Below are 24,504 nucleotides of genomic sequence, written 5' to 3'. Positions count from 1 at the left end.
ATGTTGAAAGGAGAACTTATTTGAAACAGTGGAAATTTTTATAAAAGAAAAGATGTTGTAGCAATTTAATAATTAACATATAATGGAAGTTGAGAAGCGTAAATTAGTATTCTAATAATAGAGAGATATTTTTGGAGGGATAGATTATGGAATTTATCTGGCTGGCGATTGGTATTGCAGCCGCGGGTTATTTCATTTCAGATGGATTGAAAAATTTTCAAAATCCTAGTGCGAAAAATTTACTAGAAACGTTAGATGATAGCGATGAACATGAGCTTATTATAGAAAATGATGTTCATCATTTTATCGGAGTGACGAAAGAGGATGCCAAAAAGCTAATTGAAGAACATCCAAGTATCCCTCATCTTGTGCTTAATAACAAAGTGTACTATCCGAAGGCGAAGTTGCGAGAATGGTTGATGAAAATAGGAGGCTAACTGTGTCCTTTCCTATTATGAGTGGAGGAGTAAAGTGAGACGGAAACTCTATCTAACGGGAATCATTTTTAGTAGTGATCACCACTCTATTTGGCATTTGGTATAGCTTGCCTAAACAGATAAGTTTATCGGTTGAGGGCTTACGCTATCAATTAGGAAGTGACAGTGCCGATATAGAAGAAAAAGTGGTAATGCAATTCGATGGAAAAATTCAAATAGCTTTCTCGGTGAAAGAGAATTTCGCGGAAGAATGATAATCGATGGGGAAGAGTATCCGTCGTCTAAATCAGATCAGGATGATTTAGAACTCAAGTTTAATACTATTTGGGACGGTGGATTCATTCAGTTTTGGGAATTCGAAGACCATCGATACACTGGTTTGAAGACAGTCGGAATCCTATTTGTGGATGAATGATTTGAGCAAGTGACTGTTGCCCTTTATGATCAACAGATAGAAAATGGAACCGTTTGGGACGGCGAACAAGGGTGGATGATTGCAGCTCCTGCAGCAACTAGGGCGGAAGCATTGCATATTTCCAATGCATTAATGAAGGGGTTCTTGCCAGAGCCGTTGGAGTAAAGAAGAATAGGTCTCCAGGAGAAATCATGGGGACCTATTCTTTTTTAGTTTTTAAACATGTATTTCAAATACATATTTACTGTCAAATTTTCTGACAACTTTACTTACAGTTGTTTGAGCGCCTGGTATGATTAAAACAAATAAAAGAGAGAAACAAATTCAGGAGGGATTCATATGACAAGCTCAGCACTTAGAAATCCAGGATTTTTCACATTGATGGCTCTTACGGTTAAGGTGTTTTTTAATAGATAATAGTATTTGGTTTAGTGACGTAAGCTGGGTTCCTGATACGGGGGCTCAGCTTTTATTTTGGTTATTTGAGTGCAATGTTTAGCGAAATCTAGCTATTATTATGAAATTTTACCTGATTTCTATGAAAATAGCCTCATTTTTAAAAGATGAGACTAGCTCTATACCTAAAAATGGGCCGAAATATAGGTCTGGAAAAATATATGCGGCAAATCGGAAATATTATGCGGCTAAATCGACTTTGTATGCGGCAAATTGAAGACTTTATGCGGCGAATTCACTAACTTATGCGGATCCCGCTAACATTTGCGGTTGATTGGCTATATATGCGGCGCGAGAAGGACTTTATGCGGCAGAATACCGATTTATGAGCTTCGAAACTCGTATATGCGGTGGAGCTCACGATCAGGCAGGAACGGACCTTATGACCTGTTACTTGAGACATGATTTCGGGCGACTTTTACACCCTGTAAACATACTTAACAAACTAATCATGAAACGCTAATCTTTCGTTTATAAAACTAATTTATAATTTGATTTGGTAGATAATTATGAAAATAGTAGGAGGGAAATATGAGAAATCAATGTTCGAGAAGAAGAGTATGGCCGAAGTTTTTGGCTATTATTTTAGTTGTTTCACAGTTCATGACGTTTGCGCCGCTGAACATAGCGGCAGAAGGTGAGGCTGTAACTCTTGTAGAGTGGAACTTTGATGATGAAAGTCCTCTAGCATCTGAAGGAATTGAAGGAAATAGGGAGAGAGAGGTTTCGATTGTTGGTGCTGCTGTAACGGGTTATGTAGCTGGGTATGGAACGAACTCGCGAGCTATTAACGCCAACAACTGGCATACCTTAGATGAAAGTTACTGGTTAGCGGAGTTTACAACAGAGGGGTATGAAGAAATTCGTTTATCTTCTAAGCATTTTGGATCCAATACAGGTCCAAGAGATTATACAGTAGAGTATAGTCTAGATGGAGAAACATGGACAACGATCCCAGGTACGAATTTGACAGTTGGGAATAACTGGACCTCCGCTCGATTAGAGGATGTTGTTATTCCGGAAGAAGCAGATGACCAACCATCGGTATTTGTCAGATGGCTGAATACATCTGATGTTTCTATAAATGGTGGAACTGTTGGTAACGCCGGCACCAACCGCATCGATGATATCATCATCCAAGGCGTTCCGCTCGATGGACAAGCTCCGCCAAGTGAGCCTGTAGAGCCAGTAGATCCTGGTGAACCGGAAGAACCTGAGTTCATCTCAATCTCAGAAGCTCGTACAAAAATGGGGCAAGAAGTTACGATTCAAGGGGTTGCCAATATTGATCAAGGCTTACTGCAAAACGGCCGATTTTCTCTTTACATTCAAGATGGAGACGCTGGAATTCAACTTTTTAACTTTAATGAATCCCAGTTCCCAGCGGTAAAAGAGGGGGACCTCGTTCAAGTAACAGGCGTTGTTGGTGAATTTAATCGAGTGACACAACTAGAAGTATCAGAAGTAGAGGTTCTTGATACGGATCAAGAGGTGGTTGTAAAAGAGGTTGATTTATCAACGTATATGGATGCAAATGCAGCCGAGTCATACGAAGGAGAGCTTGTTCGTTTTGAAGGGTTCATTCGTAATGTGAATGATTATTATAACGGCGGCGTGTCGATTTGGATTATTAATGATGACTTTGATGCGGTGGACATTCGCATTTGGGAAAGCACGGGCATTGATCTTTCTCAAATTGAAGAACAGACGTGGTATGAAGTGACGGCGATTTCTAGTCAATTTAATTCAAGTTATCAAGTGCTGCCTAGACGCAACGACGATTTTCAGAAACTAGCGGAGCAAAAACCAGCGCCGACCACGCTTGATCGTCAGTATGAAGCAGTCGTCGCGCATGTAACAGATGGCGATACGATTCGATTACAAACGCCGATTTTAGGTGCGACGAATGTACGTTTCTTGAACATGGATACACCTGAAACGTATCATACTGTTCACAACGATTTAGATGAAAATCAGAAGCGACATGGTGATCTTGCAACTGCTCATATGCAAACGATGCTTAGTGATGGGGATACGGTCATTTTGCGTTTGGGAGAAGAGCCGTTAGATGCCTATGGTCGTTTGCTTGCAGAAGTGTATACGACAGATGGTGTGAATACGAACTTGGAAATGGTAAGAGACGGATTTGCCTCAACCTATTTTATTTATCCATTTGAAGATGAAAAAGTAGCAGAATACGCTAAGGCTGCAAAGTATGCAAGAGAAAATCAGCTTGGAATTTACGATCCGGTTAATCCTTTACTTGAAATGCCATTTGTCTTCCGTGCAAGAGAACGTGGCGATGATGGCTTGTCTCGGTATGTAGGAAATTTTAAGACGAAGCAATACGTGGCACCTGATCATTATGCGATGATCGAGCCAGAGTATCGTGTCTTTTTTACGAGAGAGCAAGCGGAAGCGTTAGGTTATACGCCGTTTGAGATGACGGATCAAGAAGCGATTGATATGGATAAAAATGCTTTAGGAGTGGGGTTCCAGGGAGCGGATTCAGCAACAAGTGTGACCCGAGATGTTACCCTTATAACGACAGGTTTATATGGTTCTTCGATTACGTGGACATCAAGTGATCCAGCTGTCCTATCACCTGATGGCACGGTCACCAATCCACAATATGAAGATGTGACGGTTACCTTGACTGCCACTCTTGAAAAAGGAAGTTTTGTGGAGGAAAAAGAGTTTGTTCTTATGGTTAAGCCTGCGATCGTTGAGCTTGTAAGCTGGAATTTTGATGAAGAAAGTCAGGTAGCAACAGGCGGAATTGAGGAGAATAGCGGTAGTGAGATTTCCACAGTCGGTTCTACTATTACGGGATATGTCGCTGGTTACGGGAGTGGATCGAGAGCGGTCAATTCAAATGGATGGGACTCTGGAAATGGATATTGGTTAGTAGACATTTCTACTCTCGGTTATAAAAATATAACGGTATCATCAAGGCAATTTGGATCGAATACAGGCCCGAGAGACTTTACATTGGAGTATAGCTTGGACGGAGAAAGTTGGTTGAGTATAGCTGATAGTGAGGTTGTTGTTGGTAACAACTGGACTTCAGGGGTAACCGATCAACTAGCATTGCCAGAACAAGTTTGGAACCAAGAAACAGTCTATATAAGATGGATTAACACGTCTAATGTTGCGATAAACGGTGGGACAGTAGGTTCAGGCGGAACGAGTCGGATTGATGACATTTTTATTACTGGTAACGCAGGATTGTTTACTGAGGAAGAATTGACGAAGAAGGAGCAGAAGCAAGCGGAAAAAGAAGCAGAGAAGTTAGCGAAAAAAGCATCTAAGCAAGAGGAGAAGAAAGAGAAAGCTGGAAAGAACTAACCGAGGTGTAGAAGATAGGTCATGTGAGGGGGGAACTCTCATGACCTATCTTTTTTGATTTCAAAAGAAGTATTTAAAATACATATTTTATGATAAGTTATCTGACAAATCTCCTTACAGCCTTTTGGTTCCCTGTTATGATTAAAACAAATAAAAGAGAAAACAAATTCAGGAGGGATTCATATGACAAGTACAGCACTTAAAAATCCGGGATTTTTCATGATGATAGCTCTTACAATGAAGGTACTTTTTGCGAAAAAATAAATAGATGAAGCAAGCTGAGCTCCTCGATGGGGGCTCAGCTTTTTGTTGTGGACGAGGAAAAGAAAATATATGCGGCAATTTCCAACTTTTATGCGGGAAATTCGGCTTCGTTTGCGGCTAAATGAAAGGTGTATGCGGGAAATTCGCACTCTTATGCGGCTCGCGCTAACATTTGCGTTTAAAATCCAATATATGCGGCAGGTACGAGAGGGTATGCGGCAAGCATAATGGTTATGCGTCCAATCCTTAATTTGTGCGGCGAATTCTTCCTATATGCGCCCTCGCCCTACGCGATCCAATGTCTACGTCGCGGCAGCATGCTTCAGAGGTTCAGCTAACCTAAGCTTCTCCTCATAACTTGCCTTGGCTAAGCGGTATCTAAGTTCGTTGTGCGCTTCTATGTAATGTTCTTTCCTAACACAGCCAATGATGGTTAACTGAAAGCCGCCCACATATTCTGGTTGTAATGATGTGAGGCCGAAAAATTGAAAGGGTTGAACAGGTTCATGGTACTCGCCTGTTTGGAGCCAATCAGAATAGGTCTGGTTCATATTGTTACAAACTGTTTCAATGACTTGTTTTGCTGTATCCGGGTCTTGATCGTAACGAATGGTCAGGTGCTCAATCACTTTTAGCTCGTTGCGGCTGTAGTTTTGAATTTCTTGTACGTTGCTATGAGACAACATCGTGTGTCTTCCTGACCACTCTCGTATCGTGATGTAGCGAAGTCGTACTTCCGCAATCGTTCCATAATGTGTGCTGTTAACAATCACAAAGTCGCCTACGACAAACTGTTTTTCGTATAAGCGGATAAAGCCGTAAAAGGCATCTTTGATGAAATTTTGCAATGTAGCCATTAGTACAATGCCGACAATTCCTGCCCCCATTAAGATTCTTGTTAAGTCTACGTATGGTTGGACTATGTAAACGAGAAAGGCAACGATCGCTACATAACGGATTAAAGACCTCAAAAATTGTTCGACGGTTACCTCTTTCTCCTCGTTTGTCACATCAAATTTTTGAAAAAACCAACGCAAGCCTTTAGTTAGTATGAAAACAAGCAAAGCAAGAGTAACAGCAACAATGAGCATTTCTCCGATGTAAAGAAAGCCGTCACTTGGTGAGAACATGCATATCCCCCTTTATTACAGTGGTTCTTCATTTATATGTATGTGGAAATGAGACATTGACTATAAAAAATTTGAGACGAACGATGGTTTCTAGTAAATTAAGAAAGGGAGTTAGAACAAAAGAAGTAAGGAGTTTAAGTAATGTTTAGATACAAATGGATGCTAATCATTTTCGTAATAGGTTTATCCGCTTGTTCACCAGCTGAAAATCAGGCCCCGCCTCTTGATCTGATTGCGGAGGATGCGCCTTTTCTTGATAGCGACTGGATCCTTGCCAGTGTGGAGAATGTCGTGGATGGTGATACGATTCGGATTACGGATTTGAACGTGGATTATGTTACAGATCCTCGTTTGGTGGGGGAGTTAGAAGAGCTTGATACAAGTTCAGTTAGAGTACGGTTTTTAGCTGTTGATACACCAGAAGATACAACTGTAAAGCAGTTGTACGGAAGAGAAAGCACGGAGCTTGTAAAAGAACTCCTCGATCGTGGACTTGTTGTCATTGAAATTGATGAGAATGCTGACTTTGATCGATATGACCGGTTGCTTGGGCATATTTTTACCGTTGATGGAGTAAATGTGCAGGAGGCGCTTTTGCGTGAGGGATTGGCAAGGGTTGCTTATTTATATGATGATTATCGTTATGTTGATAATTATTTCATGGCAGAAGAAGCAGCGAAAGCGGAAGGATTGAACGTTCACTCGATTGAAGGATATGTAACGGAGCGAGGGTTTGATATGAGTGTGGTGGAGTAATTCGTCTATCGTAAAAAAGAAGTAATAACCGATTTATTTACTGGGAAATGATGTTGGGAAACGGAAAGAACCTCTTGGTTCAAGCCAACCAAGAGGTTCTTTCTTATTGTGCAGGGAATGTAATTGTCACCTTGGTCCCTTCATCTTTTTGACTTGTAATGGTAATTTCACCGCTCATGAGGTCAATAATTTTGTAACAAATCATTAAACTTAGACCCGTTCCTTTCTCTTTTAGTGTGTAAAAGGGGAGGCCTAAAAGCTCGATTTCGTCAGGTGTCATCCCTATCCCCCGGTCATTGATGTGAATGATGACTTCATTTTTTACTTGATAGGCGTGACACTCTACTACAGAAAACGCGGGAGAAGCTTCAATTGCGTTGTGAAGTATTTTCTTTACGGTTAATCTGAACTTTTCGTGATTTCCCTTGATTAATAAGTTTTTGGCGACTGAGTATTCGATTACAATTTGATTTTCGGATGCGTAGTTGTTTATTTCATCTTTAATGTGATCGATTTCATGTTTGATGTTGATGGTCTCTTCCAAATCAATAATCGGATTGGCCAAAGTTAAATAGTCTTTGATAATGGTTTCGGCTCGGTCCGTTTCTTTTAAAGCCATCTCTAAATAGAAGGCCTCTTTGGGATTGCTTTGTTTCAAACTTTTATAAGAGTGCTGGACAAAGCCTTTAATGGTAGTGAGTGGGCTAAAAACTTCATGTGCAACAGAGGCTGCAAGTTGACTCACTACTTGTTTCTTTTCATTTTTTATCTTGTTTAATGTTTGTTTTTCTTTTTCAACAATTGACTCTATGGAAAAGATAATAATGTAAATAGAGACGGCTACTATTACAATGTACGTTAAAATAAAGAAAATAGAGATTACTTGTTCGACTCTCTCTTGAAGGAGGAAATTCGTGATGAACACTTTCAAAAGTGAGTACATCAACACTAACCCTGTTGCTATTTGTAACTTTTTGATTAAAGGAGAAACCATAAAACGATTTTTTAATAGATACGTTAAAGAAAAAGTGAAAAGAGTGATGAAAATAGCGACAATGAACCCGTCCCCGCCTACAAAAAAACGAGTGAGGAGTAAGATGATCATGACAATGAAACTAGGAATGAAATCAGTATAAAGAATGGTAAATACTAGTGGAATAACCCTTAAATCAAAATAGTGCCCTTCAAGAACAGGAATAGAAAACATAATACACAACATAACGGTTATGGAATTGAAGAAACTAAAAACATACTTTTTATATTTCTTACTAGGATGAAAAAAAGCATCTTTCCAAAACGTTCGGTAAAGAAGAGGCACAACTAAAACCAAATAAAATTGAAAAATAAGATTTTTGATGATCTCAAACATGGTCGTCCCTCTTCCCCTTACCAAAGTATGATCTGATTGAACTAGTAAAATTGACTGTATAGCTGAAAGATACCACAAAAAGGCAATATTAAATAGTCCTAAGTTCTTCTAAAGTAACCGTTTTAACCAATGGAGGAAAAAAACAAACCTCTTGACTAAAGAGATTTGGTCTTAGTGATCCGAAAGGTATTTTGCACGACAGACGACACTATTGAACAAATCCCTGCAACATCAGGGTTAATAGTGTTTTGCTCCTAAAAGCTAATCGGGCTGTTTCGTCGATTTCTTGTATCTGTAGCTTCGTTACAAATGGGTGGTTGTCCGCCTTGCCTGAAGGGTTTGCCACTAGCATATCTCGGAATAATACCCCGCTTGTTACATGTTGATCGTCATTTTGAGAGATTCCCAATTCAATCTCCCGTTTTACGATATAGCCTTCTTCAATTACTAGTACATATGGACCTTCCTCATCTGTAAGGATGCCCGATTGAGGAATAGTGAGTGCACTGTGAATTTCATTTTCAATAATAGATAGATTCACATGGTATCCCACTTTAAACTCCTCTTGTTGGAAGTCCCAATCTACATAAAAAGGGTAGGTAGCTTCTTGATCAAGTGCCGGTTCCTTGGTAGGAAGGTTGGAAATGCGAGTTAGACTGCCTTCAATCGGCTGTTGATTCGGCGCAGAGATTTTCACTTTCAACCCTTCAGTAATGTTCTGTGATTCTAATTGAGTTAGCTCCCCTTGAGCTCTCAAGGAGTCGGAGACAATCGTCATCAATGCCCCGTTTGATAGTGCGTTTATTTCTTTAATGATACCAGAAACGGGGCTTGTCACCTCTAATTCCTCTTGTTGATTCTCTATAGCAAATAGGGAATCCTGGTACCTTTCTTTCTCGAAATCCAAAGCTTCGATTTCGTGCTGTTTTTGTAAAATTTGAACTTGATATTGATCTATTTGTTGGTTTTGAAAAGCTGTTACGCCCACTTCTTCCGAAACATTATGTTGATAAAGCTGGTTTTGGATCGATACAATGGTCCGGATTTCTTCTTCTAACTGAGAGATTTTTAAATCTAGTTGATCGATCTGTGAGTTCAATTGTTGTATGGTCGTTTCCATCTCAATGTTTTCATAGGTAAATAAAAGATCTCCAAATTGAACTTCTTGTCCTTTTTCTACATAGAGAGATCCCATGGAGCCTATTTTTTCGTCAAAGTAAATAGGTTCTTCATTCGTAGATAAAATGACCCCGGGTTTCTCTAAAGATTCGATAAGATCCTGTTCCATTGGTGAAAGGAGGGCAACCAGTTGTGTACGTGGAATCTTGTTTTTATTTTCCATAATGAGATAAAGATTAACCGTTATTAATGATATAGAAGCAAAAGCGATGACATAAATTTTCCATTTATTCACTAGTGGTTACCACCTTTACAACATTTCAATACTAAGAAAGTTTGATAGAAAAACTAAAAAAATAGAAGCAAGAATCATGATAATATGGACTAAAATAGCGAGCAGAATGATAAACGACTTTTTCGTAAAGGCGATTTTTGAGAAAGCATAAATCTGAAAGGCTATCGTCCATAGTAGAAACAATGAGATGTGACCAAAAAAGTGAATATAGTATTCATTGGTTGTAAATAAGTGTGCAAGAATACCTAAAGAAAAAGGGGACGTAGCGGATTGAACGCCGAGCCATAATTCAAAAGGCAACAATGCGACTTTACCGAGAGTGAGAATAAAAATACTAATCGTAGATATAACAAAGGTTTGGCGGTAATGCGTATGATCAAGGAACACCCAAAACCAAATACTTGTGAACAACAAATAGGTTAGGGGAGAAAAAATAGCATCTACTACACCACCAAGACCAATCATAAGTTTAGCTAATTCAAACTGACTTTCTGTATAGTTTGTTAATAAGTGTGTAATTCCAAAAGTGTGTAAGCCGTAGTAAGCATGAATAATGGAGATTAGTAGACTCAAGAAGAGAATACAAGCTACTTTCCATAAGGAAAGAGGGATCTCTTCAGCTATCGTTAACTGGTCAACCTTTCTGTCAGGTTCCACCAAACTCCTTACAAGTTCTAAATGATACTTCATTGTTATCCCCCATGTGAGTCGAAATGAATCAATCTACTTTATTTTACATTTTTTTGTAGTGATCGTCATCATTCGAGAGAGAATTAACAAAATCTCTTTTGTGGAAAAGACGGGCTTTCATTTGGGAAGATTATAAGAGGGTCCCCTTTGGCAAAGGGGACTGTTTTCTTTGGAGATAACGCAATTTTTACCCTTCAGATAACTCTGTCACAGAAACACTTTGCTTGCTGTTAGGATTATCAAGGGGATGAATCGTAGCCTGACCTGTTCCTTGATCCACATGCTCAATATAAACTTGAGTTCCATTATGAAGAACGGTCTTCATGTCTGCTGCTGATGAAATTTCTTGCGCGCGTTTTGCGTCCATTTGTAGCACCTGCCTTTATATGTATGGTCATTTCTACGTTTCCCATAACATTCGCAGCTTATTCGTTTTGGACAACCAAGAACTAACAGTGTAATTTTCCTCTATTCTAGCCATTTTAAGAATAGAGGGGGAATAAAGGTATGAAAAAAATCACATTGTCAGTCGCAACAGCCTTGATGCTTTTAGGTGGATTAGCAGGCTGTGGGGCAGATAACCAAGCAACAGATATGGGAGCAAATCAGCATCGTACAGGTGCTTTGGGAATAGGAGCGGATCGCCAACAACCGGGAATCGGTGCTCGTAATGATTTAGGAGGTCAAGTTGACCATGATGGCGGATTTTTCCGTAACCAAGGTCAAGGTCACGTACCTGGTGAGGTAGAAGTTGGACATGAGCGACCTCGAGGGTTCGGCACAGACTTCGGACAAGGTCGAGCTGGTGGATTTTTTGGCGTTGATGGAGATAGACAAAGAGCACACGGGACGCCTCGCGACAATGGTGGAACGTATGATGCTGGTCAACGAAACTTGCTAACCGATCATGATCCGATCGCAGGACCAAACAATGTGCAAGCCAATCAAGTGACGGTTCAACGTACACTTGATCAAATTGAAAACATTGATGGTGTCAGAGAAGCACGTGTCAGTGGAAGTGTCATCGAGATTAGAGTAGCAGAAGGAACATCGGATGCAAAAGAAGGCGAAATCGAGCGTCAAGCTCAAAAGCTTGCTGAGCATCAAACCGTTCGTATTGTGAATAGATTTTAGAAAAGAAAAGCCAAGTTCTGATTAGAACTTGGCTTCTTTAAATTGGGTGCAATGTTGATGATGATCGAAAGCGCTTTTTGTGAGGTTGGAGTGTTGCTTATTTTTTGAAAGGTTATTTTATAGGGTGTATTTCCTTTGCTTAAAGGATAATAGAAAGGTAAGTTATTTACTTTATTGATTGAAACAAATAAATTATATAAAGCGGTTTATATAAATTTAAGGAAATTAATAAAAAAATCTAGTAATTTTCTGATAACGTGATACAATGTGAATAAATTGTAAAAGAAAAATATATTCTTTTACTTTTATTTAGCGCTTTGATGTAAGCGTTTAATTAGTGTATGTAGAGGTATATAACGCTTATATCAAGTGAAGAGAAAGGGGAAGGGGAATCGGATCTAATAGATAGTGGGCAAGTGAGTTTTTCTTTATTCGTTTCCGAAAGCGCTTTCGATATATTTTCCAAAAGGTATATTTTAGGAGGGTGAAATCAGTGAAATTAAGTAAAAATCGCATCGTCTCAATTTTCATGGTCTTTATTCTATTAGCATCGTTACTTCCGGCAACTGTAAGTGCGATGGAATCTGATTTTGATCACTTGATCTTAGATCCGGCTGTAAAGCCATCAGTAGCTGGTGCTTTGCAACTGGTTGAACATAACGGTCAAATGACATTAGCAGATCAGTTTGGGAATCCAGTTCAATTGCGCGGGATGAGTACGCACGGTCTTCAATGGTTTGGAGAGATTGTCAATGACAATGCATTTGCTGCTTTATCAAACGACTGGGGATCAAACATGATTCGTCTTGCTTTATATGTTGGGGAAAATGGATATGCAACCAACCCAGACTTAATTGAAAAAGTGTACAAAGGTATTGATTTAGCTATTGAACATGATATGTATGTGATTGTAGACTGGCACGTTCACGCCCCGGGTGACCCGAGAGCAGAGATCTATTCAGGAGCAGCTGAATTTTTCGAAACAATCGCAGCAAAATACCCGAACAATCCTCATATCATTTATGAGCTTGCTAACGAGCCAAGCAGCAACAGCAATGGTGGTCCTGGGATTACCAATGATGAAGCAGGTTGGGAAGCGGTAAAAGAATATGCGCAGCCACTTGTTGATATGCTTCGTGAAAGTGGAAATGCGGATGACAACATCATCCTTGTTGGTAGTCCAAACTGGAGTCAACGTCCAGACTTAGCAGCAGATAATCCGATTGATGACCACCATACTATGTATGCTGTTCACTTCTATACAGGAACTCATGCTGCTGCAGCTGAGAGCTATCCAGAAGGAACTCCGAGTTCGGATCGTTCAAACGTAATGAGCAATGCTCGTTATGCCCTTGAAAATGGCGTTGCAATTTTTGCGACAGAGTGGGGAACGAGCCAAGCAGATGGAAACAACGGGCCATACCTTGATGAAGCGAATGTATGGTTAAACTTTTTAAACGAAAACAATGTAAGCTGGGCCAACTGGTCATTAACGAACAAAAATGAAACATCTGGTGCGTTTACGCCGTTTCAATTAGGTAAATCAGATGCAACGAATCTTGACCCAGGCGACGATCAAGTATGGTCAATGGAAGAGTTAAGTGTTTCTGGTGAATATGTTCGTTCACGTATTTTAGGAATTCCATATGAGCCAATTGACCGTACAGCAAGCGAAGGATTTAATGAAATCATTTGGGATTTCAATGACGGGACGACTCAAGGTTTTGGTGTAAATGCAGATAGTCCGGTTCAAGAAATTTCGGTTACAAATGAAAACAACACATTACAGCTCTCTGGATTACATGCGAGCAACGATTTATCAGAGGGGAATTATTGGGCAAATCTTCGCCTTTCAGCGAATGAGACAACAGCACGCCCAGATATCTTTGGTGCAGAAGAAATCACAATGGACGTACTTGTTTCAGAGCCAACAACGATTTCCATTGCAGCTATTCCTCAAAGTGCAAATCATGGATGGATCAATCCGCGCCACGCTGTGATTGTTACACCTGATCAATTTGAGCTTCAAGGTGGAAGTGATCTTTACAAAGCAATCGTATCAATTTCAAGAGAAGCATCTCCTGCTTTAGAGGCAATTGCAACAGATGCGGATGATAGTGTGATGTCGAACATTATTTTCTTCATTGGCACAGAAGATGCAGATGTCATTCAATTAGATAATATTGCTGTATCTGGAAACCGCGCAGCTGTTGAAGCTCCAATCGTTCACGCTGACTTGGGAACACCAACTTTGCCATCTGATTTCGAAGATGGAACTCGTCAAGGATGGACATGGCATGGTGGATCAGGAGTAAAGACAGAATTAACGATTCAAGAAGCAAATGGGTCAAATGCATTAACATGGGAGTATGCGTATCCAGAAGTAAAGCCATCGGATAACTGGGCATCGGCTCCGCGTATTATGTTAGGTGGAATTGAAGCGACTCGTGGTGAGTTCAATTACCTTGCGTATGATCTGTATATCGACCCGATTCGTGCAACAGAAGGTTCTATTCGAATAAACTTTGCAATGGCGCCACCAGCTCATGGATTCTGGGCTCAATCTAGTGAAGTATTTGAAATTGACCTCCCGTCATTAGAGGAAGCGACTCAAACTGCTGATGGATTGTACCATTTTGAAGTAGTGTTTGATATGAATAAGATTTCTCCAGCTATTGCGTCAGACACAGTATTACGTGATATGGAATTTATCATTGCTGATGGTCAAAGTGACTTTGCTGGTAGAATGTATTTGGATAATGTGAGATTTACGAATTTTGATGAGGAAGAAGCACTGGAAGAGGAAGATAGTGCGCCTGCGCCTGGTAAGAAAAAAGGCAATGGGCAAGACAAAAAAGATAAGGTGAAAGATAAGGTAAAAGATAAGGTAAAAGATAAGAAAGCTTCTACACCAGCTAAGGGAGAAAGCGCGAAAGATGAAAAGGAGAAGGCGAAGAAGTAGGACAAGCTTGCCGAACACAGCAACAAATGGGTTCAACTTCTTATTAGTCGGAGCATTGTTACTGGCAGCAGGTGTAGGAATGGTTTTTGTTGGAAAAAGAAGAGTGGTTTAATTGATTTTTAGAGGGATGAGGGAGCTGTGAGTGTGCAGCTCCCTTGTTTTTTTGTTGGAAAACTTACTAACTGGTGAAAAAACGTCCATTTGGGGCAGGTTTAGATAGAGACGTAGCGTCGGATCCGCCTATATAGGAGCTATCTTTACTTTTATGTATTCTCTTAGAAAATTTATGCGGCAAATTTGGCATCGTTTGCGGCAAATCGAGGTAGTTATGCGGCGAATCCGGAAACTTATGCGTTTCGAGTTGGATTATGCGGCAGATTGGACCGATATGCGGCGGACTAGTGGTTTTATGCGCCTGAAAAAATAGATCTGCGGCATAATGAAGATATTTGCGTGAAAAAGCTGTTTTATGCGGCGCCTGCGCCTGGCCACCGCACAAAAAAGCCAACACCCCTTCGTGTTGGCTCCAACTCTCAACTTCCTTACTCTTCTTTATCCTGGTGATGTTTATGATGCTTTTTATCCCATTTTGGAATAAAGCCGTCTTGTTCAAGCTTGTTGTAATACTTGTCCATGTGTGCAATGATTTTTTGTCCTTTTTCTTCTGTGAATACCCCGTACTCCACGTACTTGTTAATAACCTCTTTTTTCTTCGCGAACACTTCTTTTTGTAGAGCGGCCATTTCTGTTTTTTGTTCTTCCGTTAATTGGATATCAGCGGCCACTTCAGCGCTGATCGCTCCTGGCATGAACCCGACAGAAAGAACCGTTGCTACTACTAAACCAGCTACGATTTTTCTCACTTTTACCAACTCCTTTTTATGTATGTAAGCCTATCGTTTGTCATTAAGCTAAAATTATCCTCTTTTCAGACAGAACACATATTTTTATTACTCTTGTCTTTTATATCTTGATGTAAGAGTTCTATCGGGGCTCGAAGTTTATAAACTTTATAATGTGGCAAATCCTCTATAAGGACTGATGCGTATGAAGTTGTTGAACAATAAGGACGAGAAATGTAATGAAGATACATATTTACCTGGTATTCAGTTGTATTCTGTGAGAGATGAGTTTGGGGATCGTGCCTTGTCTACTTTAAAGGTGTTATCAGATATGGGGTACCGAACAGTGGAGTTTGCTGGCTATGACGGAATTCCCGCTTTGAAAATGCATAGTTACCTGCAGCGGCTCGGTTTTAAGGCGCCTGCTTCTCATGTGTCATTAGAAAAGTTAGAAGGGAATTTGGAAGGCGAGATTGAGTATGCCAAAACAGTAGGAATCCATTATCTAGTTATACCGATGATTGAAAAAGAAGTGTTTTTCAATCGGGACGAATATGAAAAAGTGGTGAACTCACTCAGAGTAATCGGTGAAAAAGTGAAGGAGCACCAAATGCAATTGGTGTATCACAATCATGATCATGAGTTTGAACGACTTCCGAACGGTACGCTCATTTTAGATCAACTGCTTCTTGATGTAGGGACTGATGTATTGCAGTTGGAGCTAGACTTGTTTTGGGTTTACAAAGCAGGCTTTGATCTGGTCGCCACTATAATGAAATACAAAGGACATGTGCCGCTTATTCATATGAAAGATATGGATCACTCCGGGAATTCAACGGAGTTAGGAAAAGGGGTAATAGATTATCGCCCTTTGTTTGCCATGCTAGCTAATGTGGGTGTTCACTATACTTTTGTGGAGCAAGAGCATTTTGATCGTCCGTCGCTAGAAAGTGCAAAGGTGAGTTTGGAGTATTTACGCTCATTCAAGTGATTTTATAAAACCGAAAGACCGAGGCGAAACAAGCTCTCGGTCTTTTATGTGCTACCACCAAGGACGACGAGGGGGTCTTGGGTGCCAAGGGTTCCACGGAGTCCATGAAGTGGGATGCCAATAATGAGGAGGATACCAAGGATGCCATGGGTGATACCCGTGATGATGGTGGCTTGGGTTGTTGTGATGATGGAGACCCATTTCTTGAAGCCAAGGAAACATGTGATCACCTCTTTTCTGCTTGCAATAGTTTATTTCAAGTTGTTCGGTTAGGTGCTTTAATTGGGTGTGTGGCAAGTTGTCTAATTATGTCGAATCACCTAAAGCTTATGTAAATAATGTTCCATCCTTAGTGAATGGCAGATCGATACCTGTTATGCTTACTTTGAGGTGAAGCGAATGCTAACTAAATTCCAACTTGAAAACCTAGTCCTCTATTTTGAACAGAAGCTTAATCGGAAGTTGAAAGTGGCAGAAAGGGAAGTGTTGACAAAGGTGATGCAGAATACCTCGGGTAAAGTGTAATGTAGACATGTTTTTATGTAGTCAGCTCTAAACGATGTTTAGGGCTTTTTGTTTTGTTTGACCTAGTTGAAGTTACAACTAAAGACTCTAGAAAAGCAATGGATCCGTCTGTATAATTTGAGAAGTTGTGATTACCAAGGTTGTAGGAGAGGATTGTTATGTTGACATTTGGTCGGAACATTCAAAATAGATTCATTATCGGTGCGTTGGCACTTTTTGTTATGACAATACTTAGTGCAACACCTGTAGCAGCAGAGCCGTACGTTGTTGTAGAAGAGGTTGTGGTAACGGAGGAATTATCAGTAGCTACACTAGTCGAAGAAGGAGCAGCGCTACTTTTAGATGAAGAAAGTGCAACACCGTCGCTTCTTCCTGGTGACTTTTTCTACTTTTTAAAACAAATTCAAGAGAATGTGAAATTAGCTTTTACATTTGATGATATGAAAGAGGCTGAGCTACGAACGAGTTTCGTAGAGGAGCGGATAAAAGAAGCGACAGCTCTCTTTATTCGTGGTGAGGAAGAGGCGGCGAAGGAGATTCTTCTTGCTGCTCTCGAATTGCAAGAATCAGCTTTTGATCCGTATGAGCGAACAACAGCAGAAGATATAGCTGTTGTAAAAGGGGAAGAAGAGGACGGAGAAACACTTGTAGAAGTAAAGGTCGAGGACGTTCTTACTTCTAACTCTGGGTCTCTTGAATTACGATTTTCTTCTAATTTGCTTGCATTACAAACAGCCTTAAATAAGGTGCAAAATCCGCAAGCGAAAGAAGCGCTAGCGAAAAACGTCGTAAAAGCACAGGAAAGAATGGAAAAGGACGTAAACAAGCAGCTTGCTAAAATCGAAAAAATGAATGCAAAAACGGCAAGTGAGGTTGAGGTTGCCACTTTGGATCAACCAGGAAACGCACATGCACCAGGATTAGCGGTAGCAGCAGAGAAACGGAATAACAAGGGAAATGCCGCGGGAGAAAAACAGTCCGAGAAAGCGGCCAAAGCTGCTGAAAAGAAAAATGAAAAAGCAGCAAAAGCAGAAGAGAAAAGAAATGAACGAGCGAATCAAGCAGCAGATAAAAAGAATCAATAAGCTGATTTTTGCTGAAAAAGAGAGCTAGAGATGAAATGAACATCTCTAGCTCTTCTTCTTTTATATGAAGTTTTACTTGTTCGCCTTTTCTCTTTGAGAAATTTCTTCTTTGAGTAGCTCGATAAAGTCTTGATCTAGTTGGAGTTTATTCGCCTTTTTATAAGCCTCATGAAGTAGTTCTATATCCAGTGTAGCTAGACCTAGACCTTTGTGATTGGTTGTATCTTGCATGTGGAAAACCCCCTCATTGATGGATTCGCGCTATAGAATATCATTACCACGTTTGATAGAATAATAAACATATTCACATAGATAAGTTAGTTGATTTTATAATAGAGAAGACAGAGCGAAATGTTATTCTTATTATCTCCACTATATTAAACGAAAAGAGACCAGTCCTATGAATAGTAGTGCAAACATTTCTGAAAGTGAATTAAAGAATGAGGTAGAGAAATTACATAGTCTGAATCAACTGATTTTAGATTCTGTAGCAGAAGGGATTTATGGGATTGATTTAGAGGCGAATGTTATCTTTTGGAACAAAGCGGCAGAAGAACTAACTGGTTTTAGCATGAGCGATTTCCAGGAGAATAATCTTCATAATCTTATTCATCATACGAATCAACAAGGGGAACATGTTCCGTTAACTGATTGCCCTGTATACCATGCACTAATAAGCGGTGAGAGCCTCTTCGTGGAAGATGATATCTTTTGGAAAAAGGACGGAACCTCCTTTCCGGTCGAATACACAATTAAGCCAATGCAAGAGCAAGGTAAGCATGTTGGCACAGTTATTACATTTCGAGATATGTCAGAAAAAATCAAAACCGAGGAAATGTTAGCTGAATGGGAAAAGCTTTTGGTCGTTGGTCAAATGTCTGCAGGGATTGCTCATGAAATTCGAAATCCGATTACATCGTTAAAAGGGTTTGTACAGCTAATGAAAGAAAGCAAACAGCTCAATGAAGAGTATTTTGACATTATGGATTCTGAGTTCAACCGAATAGAAACCATTATTAAAGAGCTCCTTATGTTTTCTAAGCCTCAAAAAACTAGTTTCAAGCAACATGATATTAAGGATTTAGTTTCACAAGTCGTGCTGTTAATGGAGCCGCAAGCGGTTATGAAAAACATCCGCCTTGTGACAAACTGGCAATCTTGTGAATCCGTCTATATCTCTTGCTTGGACCATCAAATTAAGCAAGTGTTTATTAATCTAATCAAAAATGCCATGGAAGCGATTGAGAGTGATGGTGAAATCGTCTTAACGATTACGACTGGTCAAAAAGAAGTGACGATCACCGTGAAAGATGATGGACCTGGGATCTCACCAGACCACGTAGAGAAGTTGGGACAGCCTTTTTATTCAACGAAGGAAAGTGGAACAGGACTCGGAATGATGGTGACAACCAACATCATTAAAAACAATCATCGTGGAAGTCTAGAAGTAGAAAGTGAAGTTGGAAAGGGAACGGTGTTTGAGGTGCGTTTGCCGCTTGTTGGGGGAAAGGGATCGTAAAAGGGGTCAGACCCTTCTTTAATGCTTTAAATGACTAACGAGGGGTCTGACCCCTTACTAAGAAGGAGGGACCCTTGTATGTCAAAGGTTCAGATGACGGGAAGCTTTCAATGGATGAAAACATTAAACAAGTCGACCATTTTAAATACAATTCGACTTCACAGCCCTATTTCGAGGGCAGATATCGCAAAGAAAACCAAGCTAACTCCCCCAACGGTCACTAATATTGTGGCGGAATTGCTTGAAGCTAATTTGGTCAGGGAAAGCAAGGTAGGTACGTCTCAAGGTGGACGCAAGCCGATTCTTCTTACAATCAATGACCGGCACTCTTTTATTGTGGGCATTGATGTAGGAGGACATTTGATTCGTGCTGTTGTGACCGATTTGAATGCTAAAATTCAAGCGAAGTGTGAAATTGAACTGCCTCATGAGTTAACAAATAGTCTTTTGCTTGAGAAAATCAAGGTCGTTATTCATGACGTGGTGAAGAAATCAAGTGTTTCAATGGATAAGGTCATTGGCATAGGCATTGGGATGCACGGGATTGTTGATTATCTGAAGGGGGTTGCAGTCTTTGCTCCTAATTTTCAGTTAAGTGACATTCCAATTAAAGAGGAGATTGAAGGGCATTATCACATTCCTACGTTTGTTGAAAATGATGTTCGGGCTCTAGCTTTAGGGGAATCGTGGTATGGCAACGGGCAAGGAATTGAAAATGTTATTTGTATTAACGTTGGTATAGGGATTGGGGCAGGTATTATTCTGAACAACGAACTGTTTCACGGGCAAAACGGCATCGCAGGAGAATTCGGTCATGTTATTGTAGATATGAATGGCAAGCAATGTTCGTGTGGGAGTTTTGGATGTTTGCAAACGATTGCGGGTGGAGCAGTGCTGCGAGAGCGTGCCCTTCAGTCCGAGCAAAATCAGTACCTTTTACAAAAGGTTCACAACAATGCTGAGGACATTAACGGTGCCCTTATTTTTGAATGTGCACAAGAAGGTGATGAGTTTTCCGTGCAATTGTTAGCTGAGACAGGTCGTGCGTTAGGAATTGGTGTAACAAACTTAATAAACTTAATGAATCCGACTCGTATCATCGTCGGTGGTGGGGTCGCAAAAGCAGGGGAGTACGTTTTAGGTCCGTTGCGAGATGTGGTCAGACAGCGCGCATTAACAACACAGGCACGAGAAACTGAAATCATTGAATCGAAGCTAGGAGATGATGGAACGGTCATCGGCGCGGCAACGCTCGTATTGAAAGACTTGTTCAGCCCGCAAATCTCGTCCTAATTTTTAGCTAATATACTTTTAATAAAGGGGTTTCATTTTATTAAAAGTATGGTAAAATCTTAATTAATTAAATTAATTAATTAAGTTCGACCTTAAATAAAAACGTCAAAAAGAGGTGTATTAATATGTGGAAAACAACAAATCTTACAGAAAAGTTTGATCAACTATTCCCTGCTTCCAATAAAGAGAAGCGTTTATTTTTTGCTCCGGGTCGTGTCAATTTAATCGGAGAACATACAGATTACAACGGTGGTTATGTATTTCCTGCCGCACTTACAATTGGAACAGAAATGGTGATACGAGAGCGTGAAGATCGTACGTTTCACCTAGCTAGTACGAATTTTGAGCAACGAGTTTCGTTTACATTAGATGAGCTCACGTATGACAAAGAAGATGACTGGGGCAATTACCCGAAAGGAATTATAAAAGAACTGATAAATGAAGGCGTTTCCTTAACGGGAGCTGACATCCTTTATGAAGGAACGATTCCAAATGGCGCAGGTCTTTCTTCTTCCGCTTCAATTGGTATGGTAACAGCCTTTGGCTTAGCAACGTTAGCTCAAGCAACACTCTCAAGAGTTGATTTGGCAAAACTTTGTCAGCGAATGGAAAATCATTTTATTGGTGTTAACAGTGGAATTATGGATCAATATGCGGTCGGTCTTTGCAAAGAAAAGCACGCGATTTATTTAAACACAATGACAATGCACGCTGAGGATGTTCCGTTAGAATTACATGGTCACAAAATCGTAATTACGAATACAAACAAACGTCGTGGCCTCGCTGATTCCAAATACAACGAGCGCAGGTCTCAATGTGAGGAAGCATTAAGAAGGATACAAGTGAAAAAGCCTACTGTTCAAACATTAAGTGACCTGACAACTGCCGACCTCCCGGAAATGGAAGAGTTAATTGGTGATGAGCTGTTATATCGCCGCGCCAAGCATGTTGTAACCGAAAATAAACGAACAAACGGAGCAAAAGAAGCTTTGCAAAACGGCGACCTGGCTATCTTCGGGAAATTGATGATTGGTTCCCATCTTTCATTAAAAGAAGATTATGAAGTGACAGGAAACGAACTAGATGCGTTATTTGAGGCACAAAGAAAAGTAGACGGTTGTGTAGGTACTCGTATGACTGGAGCGGGCTTTGGCGGTTGTACGGTTAGTCTTGTAAAAGCAGAAGCAGTTGATTCATTTAAAAAGCAAGTGGAAGAAGAGTACGTAAACGAAACAGGATTAACCCCAACTTTTTATATTTGTGAAGCAGGAAACGGCGTTCACGAACGACTATTGGAGGTGCAAAAATGAGCGTATTAATTACAGGGGGAGCAGGCTACATCGGAAGTCACACAGTCCTTTATTTTCTTGATAAAGGAGAAGACGTTGTTGTGTTAGATAGTCTCGAAAAAGGTCATAAGCAAGCTCTGTTAGACGGAGTGACTTTTTATGAAGGATCCATTCATGATGAAGCACTACTCGCTGATATTTTTCAAAAACACAGAATTGAGGCTGTTGTTCATTTTGCCGCTTCATCTCTAGTCGGAGAAAGTGTTGAGAAGCCTCTTGATTATTACGAAAATAATGTTATCGGCTCACACACACTCGTCAAACAAATGGTAGCCCATGATGTGAAACGCATCGTCTTCTCATCGACAGCGGCAACTTATGGGGAGCCAAAGAACATTCCAATTAAAGAAAGTGACCCGACGATTCCAACGAATCCATACGGTGAAACGAAACTTGCGATGGAAAATATGTTCCGCTGGTGTGACGCAGCGTACGGCTTGAAATCCGTTTGCTTACGTTATTTTAACGCTGCAGGCGCTGATCCAGAAGGTCGCATTGGGGAAGACCATACGCCGGAATCACACCTAATTCCAATCGTCTTGCAAGTTGCTTTAGGTCAGCGTGAACAAGTACAAATTTTTGGAGAAGATTACGATACGAAAGATGGCAGTTGCATCCGTGATTATATTCATGTGATGGATCTAGCGGAAGCTCATTATTTAGCATTAGAAAAATTACGCCGTGATCAAACGACATCCGTTTATAATCTTGGAAATGGAAAAGGATTTACTGTAAAAGAAGTAATTGAAACATGCAGAGAGGTAACAGGTCATGAGATTCCGGCCGCTGTTTCTGAGAGAAGAGCAGGAGATCCTGCTACACTCATTGCCTCAGCCGAACAAGCGAACCACGAGCTAGGATGGCAACCTCGTTATCCAGAACTGAAAACGATCGTCGAACACGCGTGGAAGTGGCACGTTGCGAATCCAACAGGCTATCAGAAATAAACGATAGAAAGGATGTCAAATATGAGTGTGCACATACATGAACAAATTGAACGACTTCTACAATACGGATTAAGAAAAGGCCTGATTACGAAGTGGGATCTTGATTATAGTCGGAATCAAATGTTTCAAGTATTACGTATTGACGATGCTGAGCCTGTTGAAGTGAATGAGGTTGAGGTTGAGTCACCGGTTAACATTCTAGATAACATTCTTCAGTGGGCAGCAGAACAAGGTGTTCTTGAGGAAAACACGGTAACGTACCGGGATTTACTAGATACAAACATTATGGGGTGCTTAACAGCGCGGCCATCTGAGGTTGTACGCGATTTTTATCATCGGTATGAAACCGACAGCGCCACTGCTGCAACGAAGGCTTTTTACCAACTTTCAAAAGATGTTCATTATATCCGAACGGACCGTATTGCAAAAAATGAGCATTGGTTTGCCCCAACGGAATACGGCGATATGGAGATAACGATTAATCTATCAAAGCCAGAAAAAGATCCAAAGGCGATTGCAGCAGCGAAACAACTTGCATCAAGTTCCTATCCAGAATGTTTGCTATGTAAAGAGAATGTCGGTTTTGCTGGTAGAGTCAATCATCCAGCTCGCCAAAACTTACGCATCATTCCGCTTACATTAACAAAGGAACAATGGTACTTGCAGTTCTCTCCTTATGTTTACTATAACGAGCATGCAATAGTGTTCTTAGGAGAACATGAGCCAATGGAAATTTCTCGAAAAACCTTTGCGAGATTGCTTGAATTTGTCGAACAATTTCCGCATTATTTCCTCGGTTCAAACGCCGATCTGCCAATTGTAGGGGGATCTATTTTAAGTCATGATCATTTCCAAGGCGGAAGCCATGACTTTCCGATGGCGCAAGCACCGATGGAGTATTCATTTACATTATCGAGCTTCCCTGACGTTCAAGCAGGAATCGTCAAATGGCCGATGAGTGTCATTCGTTTGCAAGGAACGTCTCGTGAATCGTTAGTTGAAGCTGCGGACTATTTGCTTGCTCAGTGGCAACAATACGAAGATCGCGCTGCTGACATTCATGCGTTTAGCGGGGAAACTCCTCACAATACGATCACACCAATTGCCCGTAGAAGGGGAGAATTGTTTGAGATCGATTTGGTGCTGCGTAACAACCGGACGACAGATGAGCATCCAGATGGACTTTTCCATCCTCATGCAGAAGTGCATCATATTAAAAAAGAAAACATCGGCTTAATTGAAGTAATGGGCTTAGCGGTATTGCCGGGGCGTTTAAGTGAAGAGCTGGAGGAGCTAGCAAGTGTGTTGCCAACTGGTGAAGCAGAGTCGCGGATTACGGGGAGCGAAACCATTGCGAAGCACCTGGATTGGGCGATGAACATCAAGTCTGCGCATCCGGAGCTATCACAAGATAATGTTGAAGAAATTTTGCGAGTCGAAGTAGGAAAAGTATTTGCAACGATCTTGGAGCATGCCGGCGTATTCAAACGAAATGACGAAGGAACAGCCGCCTTTTTACGTTTTATCGATTCAGTAAAGTAAGTGGATTATACGGAGGTTGTCTTAGGAAGGGTCTGA

General features: G+C 40.6%; 23 protein-coding genes. 16 read left to right on the top strand and 7 right to left on the bottom strand.

All coding sequences use genetic code 11. The features are described from left to right. Positions 1-146 precede the first annotated feature (146 nt). The 4 genes from N0O92_RS01395 to N0O92_RS01380 all read left to right on the top strand — a co-directional run bounded on the left by N0O92_RS01395 (position 147) and on the right by N0O92_RS01380 (position 4,656). Complete coding sequence (locus tag N0O92_RS01395) at positions 147-437, top strand: DNA-binding protein (protein ID WP_315612813.1); 291 nt, start codon at positions 147-149, stop codon at positions 435-437. Between the two features lie 250 nt (positions 438-687). Further along, entirely contained in the window at positions 688-852 is a 165-nt protein-coding gene (locus tag N0O92_RS01390; protein ID WP_315612812.1) for a hypothetical protein, read from the top strand. A 9-nt stretch (positions 853-861) separates the two neighbouring features. Beyond that, entirely contained in the window at positions 862-1,017 is a 156-nt protein-coding gene (locus N0O92_RS01385; RefSeq protein ID WP_315612811.1) for a hypothetical protein, read from the top strand. Positions 1,018-1,839: 822 nt separating this feature from the next. Then, positions 1,840-4,656 carry an immunoglobulin-like domain-containing protein gene (locus tag N0O92_RS01380; protein WP_315612810.1) on the top strand — a complete coding sequence of 939 codons (2,817 nt, stop codon included), beginning with the start codon at positions 1,840-1,842 and terminating at the stop codon, positions 4,654-4,656. Between the two features lie 566 nt (positions 4,657-5,222). Here the strand turns inward: N0O92_RS01380 and N0O92_RS01375 are convergent. After that, a complete protein-coding gene (locus N0O92_RS01375) occupies positions 5,223-6,050 on the bottom strand; it encodes a mechanosensitive ion channel family protein (protein ID WP_315612809.1) in 828 nt (275 codons plus the stop codon). Between the two features lie 141 nt (positions 6,051-6,191). On the opposite strand from N0O92_RS01375, the gene N0O92_RS01370 reads away from it, so the two are divergent. Beyond that, complete coding sequence (locus N0O92_RS01370; protein WP_315612808.1) at positions 6,192-6,806, top strand: thermonuclease family protein; 615 nt, start codon at positions 6,192-6,194, stop codon at positions 6,804-6,806. A 103-nt stretch (positions 6,807-6,909) separates the two neighbouring features. Here the strand turns inward: N0O92_RS01370 and N0O92_RS01365 are convergent, their stop codons facing one another. The 4 genes from N0O92_RS01365 to N0O92_RS01350 form a co-directional block, all read right to left on the bottom strand. Further along, on the bottom strand, positions 6,910-8,175 hold the full coding sequence (locus tag N0O92_RS01365) for an ATP-binding protein (protein WP_315612807.1): 1,266 nt from the start codon (positions 8,173-8,175) through the stop codon (positions 6,910-6,912). Positions 8,176-8,383: 208 nt separating this feature from the next. Beyond that, on the bottom strand, positions 8,384-9,589 hold the full coding sequence (locus N0O92_RS01360) for an efflux RND transporter periplasmic adaptor subunit (protein ID WP_315612806.1): 1,206 nt from the start codon (positions 9,587-9,589) through the stop codon (positions 8,384-8,386). 15 nt (positions 9,590-9,604) lie between these two features. After that, a complete protein-coding gene (locus tag N0O92_RS01355) occupies positions 9,605-10,279 on the bottom strand; it encodes a hypothetical protein (protein ID WP_315612805.1) in 675 nt (224 codons plus the stop codon). Between the two features lie 187 nt (positions 10,280-10,466). Further along, complete coding sequence (locus N0O92_RS01350; protein WP_315612804.1) at positions 10,467-10,646, bottom strand: H-type small acid-soluble spore protein; 180 nt, start codon at positions 10,644-10,646, stop codon at positions 10,467-10,469. 140 nt (positions 10,647-10,786) lie between these two features. Between N0O92_RS01350 and N0O92_RS01345 the strand changes: the two genes are divergently transcribed. The 3 genes from N0O92_RS01345 to N0O92_RS01335 all read left to right on the top strand — a co-directional run bounded on the left by N0O92_RS01345 (position 10,787) and on the right by N0O92_RS01335 (position 14,487). Continuing rightward, positions 10,787-11,413: a hypothetical protein gene (locus tag N0O92_RS01345; protein ID WP_315612803.1), complete on the top strand. Its 627-nt coding sequence runs from the start codon at positions 10,787-10,789 to the stop codon at positions 11,411-11,413. Positions 11,414-11,906: 493 nt separating this feature from the next. Further along, entirely contained in the window at positions 11,907-14,375 is a 2,469-nt protein-coding gene (locus N0O92_RS01340; protein WP_315612802.1) for a carbohydrate-binding domain-containing protein, read from the top strand. Positions 14,376-14,382: 7 nt separating this feature from the next. Next, positions 14,383-14,487: an LPXTG cell wall anchor domain-containing protein gene (locus N0O92_RS01335; protein WP_315612801.1), complete on the top strand. Its 105-nt coding sequence runs from the start codon at positions 14,383-14,385 to the stop codon at positions 14,485-14,487. Positions 14,488-14,917: 430 nt separating this feature from the next. On the opposite strand, the gene N0O92_RS01330 is transcribed toward N0O92_RS01335, so the two are convergent. Continuing rightward, positions 14,918-15,238 carry a YckD family protein gene (locus N0O92_RS01330; protein ID WP_315612800.1) on the bottom strand — a complete coding sequence of 107 codons (321 nt, stop codon included), beginning with the start codon at positions 15,236-15,238 and terminating at the stop codon, positions 14,918-14,920. Positions 15,239-15,422: 184 nt separating this feature from the next. Between N0O92_RS01330 and N0O92_RS01325 the strand changes: the two genes are divergently transcribed. From N0O92_RS01325 to N0O92_RS01315, 3 genes are all read left to right on the top strand, one after another. Continuing rightward, positions 15,423-16,208 carry a sugar phosphate isomerase/epimerase family protein gene (locus N0O92_RS01325; protein WP_315612799.1) on the top strand — a complete coding sequence of 262 codons (786 nt, stop codon included), beginning with the start codon at positions 15,423-15,425 and terminating at the stop codon, positions 16,206-16,208. A gap of 146 nt (positions 16,209-16,354) precedes the next feature. Next, positions 16,355-16,543 carry a hypothetical protein gene (locus N0O92_RS01320; protein ID WP_315612798.1) on the top strand — a complete coding sequence of 63 codons (189 nt, stop codon included), beginning with the start codon at positions 16,355-16,357 and terminating at the stop codon, positions 16,541-16,543. A gap of 348 nt (positions 16,544-16,891) precedes the next feature. Then, the gene (locus N0O92_RS01315) at positions 16,892-17,818 is read left to right on the top strand and encodes a DUF5667 domain-containing protein (RefSeq protein WP_315612797.1); all 927 of its coding nucleotides are present in this window, start codon (positions 16,892-16,894) and stop codon (positions 17,816-17,818) included. Positions 17,819-17,890: 72 nt separating this feature from the next. On the opposite strand, the gene sda is transcribed toward N0O92_RS01315, so the two are convergent. Then, positions 17,891-18,049, bottom strand: coding sequence for a sporulation histidine kinase inhibitor Sda (gene sda, locus N0O92_RS01310; protein WP_315612796.1), 159 nt, complete (start codon positions 18,047-18,049; stop codon positions 17,891-17,893). Positions 18,050-18,218: 169 nt separating this feature from the next. On the opposite strand from sda, the gene N0O92_RS01305 reads away from it, so the two are divergent. The 5 genes from N0O92_RS01305 (at position 18,219) to galT (ending at position 24,468) form a co-directional block, all read left to right on the top strand. Further along, positions 18,219-19,337 carry an ATP-binding protein gene (locus tag N0O92_RS01305; protein WP_315612795.1) on the top strand — a complete coding sequence of 373 codons (1,119 nt, stop codon included), beginning with the start codon at positions 18,219-18,221 and terminating at the stop codon, positions 19,335-19,337. Between the two features lie 78 nt (positions 19,338-19,415). After that, a complete protein-coding gene (locus N0O92_RS01300; protein ID WP_315612794.1) occupies positions 19,416-20,630 on the top strand; it encodes an ROK family transcriptional regulator in 1,215 nt (404 codons plus the stop codon). A gap of 125 nt (positions 20,631-20,755) precedes the next feature. Then, positions 20,756-21,940: a galactokinase gene (locus N0O92_RS01295; protein ID WP_315612793.1), complete on the top strand. Its 1,185-nt coding sequence runs from the start codon at positions 20,756-20,758 to the stop codon at positions 21,938-21,940. Beyond that, positions 21,937-22,926 carry a UDP-glucose 4-epimerase GalE gene (gene galE / locus N0O92_RS01290; RefSeq protein WP_315612792.1) on the top strand — a complete coding sequence of 330 codons (990 nt, stop codon included), beginning with the start codon at positions 21,937-21,939 and terminating at the stop codon, positions 22,924-22,926. Before N0O92_RS01295 ends, galE begins: the two co-directional genes overlap by 4 nt. 21 nt (positions 22,927-22,947) lie before the next feature. After that, positions 22,948-24,468, top strand: coding sequence for a UDP-glucose--hexose-1-phosphate uridylyltransferase (galT, locus tag N0O92_RS01285; protein WP_315612791.1), 1,521 nt, complete (start codon positions 22,948-22,950; stop codon positions 24,466-24,468). The last annotated feature ends 36 nt before the right edge of the window (positions 24,469-24,504 follow it).

Source organism: Alkalihalobacillus sp. MEB130, from assembly GCF_032335535.1.
Taxonomy (GTDB): domain Bacteria; phylum Bacillota; class Bacilli; order Bacillales; family Bacillaceae_D; genus Halalkalibacter.
Note: the sequence above shows the minus strand (reverse complement) of the source record. Positions and strands in the feature narration are given on the sequence as shown.

Excerpts from the sequence above, each read along its gene's own strand:
- N0O92_RS01320 (WP_315612798.1), top strand. The coding sequence starts at position 16,355 with ATGGGTGATACCCGTGATGATGGTGGCTTGGGTTGTTGTGATGATGGA.
- N0O92_RS01370 (WP_315612808.1), top strand. The coding sequence starts at position 6,192 with ATGTTTAGATACAAATGGATGCTAATCATTTTCGTAATAGGTTTATCC.
- N0O92_RS01380 (WP_315612810.1), top strand. The coding sequence starts at position 1,840 with ATGAGAAATCAATGTTCGAGAAGAAGAGTATGGCCGAAGTTTTTGGCT.
- N0O92_RS01375 (WP_315612809.1), bottom strand. The coding sequence starts at position 6,050 with ATGTTCTCACCAAGTGACGGCTTTCTTTACATCGGAGAAATGCTCATT.
- N0O92_RS01355 (WP_315612805.1), bottom strand. The coding sequence starts at position 10,279 with ATGAAGTATCATTTAGAACTTGTAAGGAGTTTGGTGGAACCTGACAGA.
- galE (WP_315612792.1), top strand. The coding sequence starts at position 21,937 with ATGAGCGTATTAATTACAGGGGGAGCAGGCTACATCGGAAGTCACACA.
- N0O92_RS01365 (WP_315612807.1), bottom strand. The coding sequence starts at position 8,175 with ATGTTTGAGATCATCAAAAATCTTATTTTTCAATTTTATTTGGTTTTA.
- N0O92_RS01395 (WP_315612813.1), top strand. The coding sequence starts at position 147 with ATGGAATTTATCTGGCTGGCGATTGGTATTGCAGCCGCGGGTTATTTC.
- N0O92_RS01305 (WP_315612795.1), top strand. The coding sequence starts at position 18,219 with ATGAATAGTAGTGCAAACATTTCTGAAAGTGAATTAAAGAATGAGGTA.
- N0O92_RS01350 (WP_315612804.1), bottom strand. The coding sequence starts at position 10,646 with ATGGACGCAAAACGCGCGCAAGAAATTTCATCAGCAGCAGACATGAAG.
- N0O92_RS01295 (WP_315612793.1), top strand. The coding sequence starts at position 20,756 with ATGTGGAAAACAACAAATCTTACAGAAAAGTTTGATCAACTATTCCCT.
- N0O92_RS01325 (WP_315612799.1), top strand. The coding sequence starts at position 15,423 with ATGAAGTTGTTGAACAATAAGGACGAGAAATGTAATGAAGATACATAT.
- sda (WP_315612796.1), bottom strand. The coding sequence starts at position 18,049 with ATGCAAGATACAACCAATCACAAAGGTCTAGGTCTAGCTACACTGGAT.
- N0O92_RS01315 (WP_315612797.1), top strand. The coding sequence starts at position 16,892 with ATGTTGACATTTGGTCGGAACATTCAAAATAGATTCATTATCGGTGCG.
- N0O92_RS01390 (WP_315612812.1), top strand. The coding sequence starts at position 688 with ATGATAATCGATGGGGAAGAGTATCCGTCGTCTAAATCAGATCAGGAT.
- N0O92_RS01345 (WP_315612803.1), top strand. The coding sequence starts at position 10,787 with ATGAAAAAAATCACATTGTCAGTCGCAACAGCCTTGATGCTTTTAGGT.
- galT (WP_315612791.1), top strand. The coding sequence starts at position 22,948 with ATGAGTGTGCACATACATGAACAAATTGAACGACTTCTACAATACGGA.
- N0O92_RS01300 (WP_315612794.1), top strand. The coding sequence starts at position 19,416 with ATGTCAAAGGTTCAGATGACGGGAAGCTTTCAATGGATGAAAACATTA.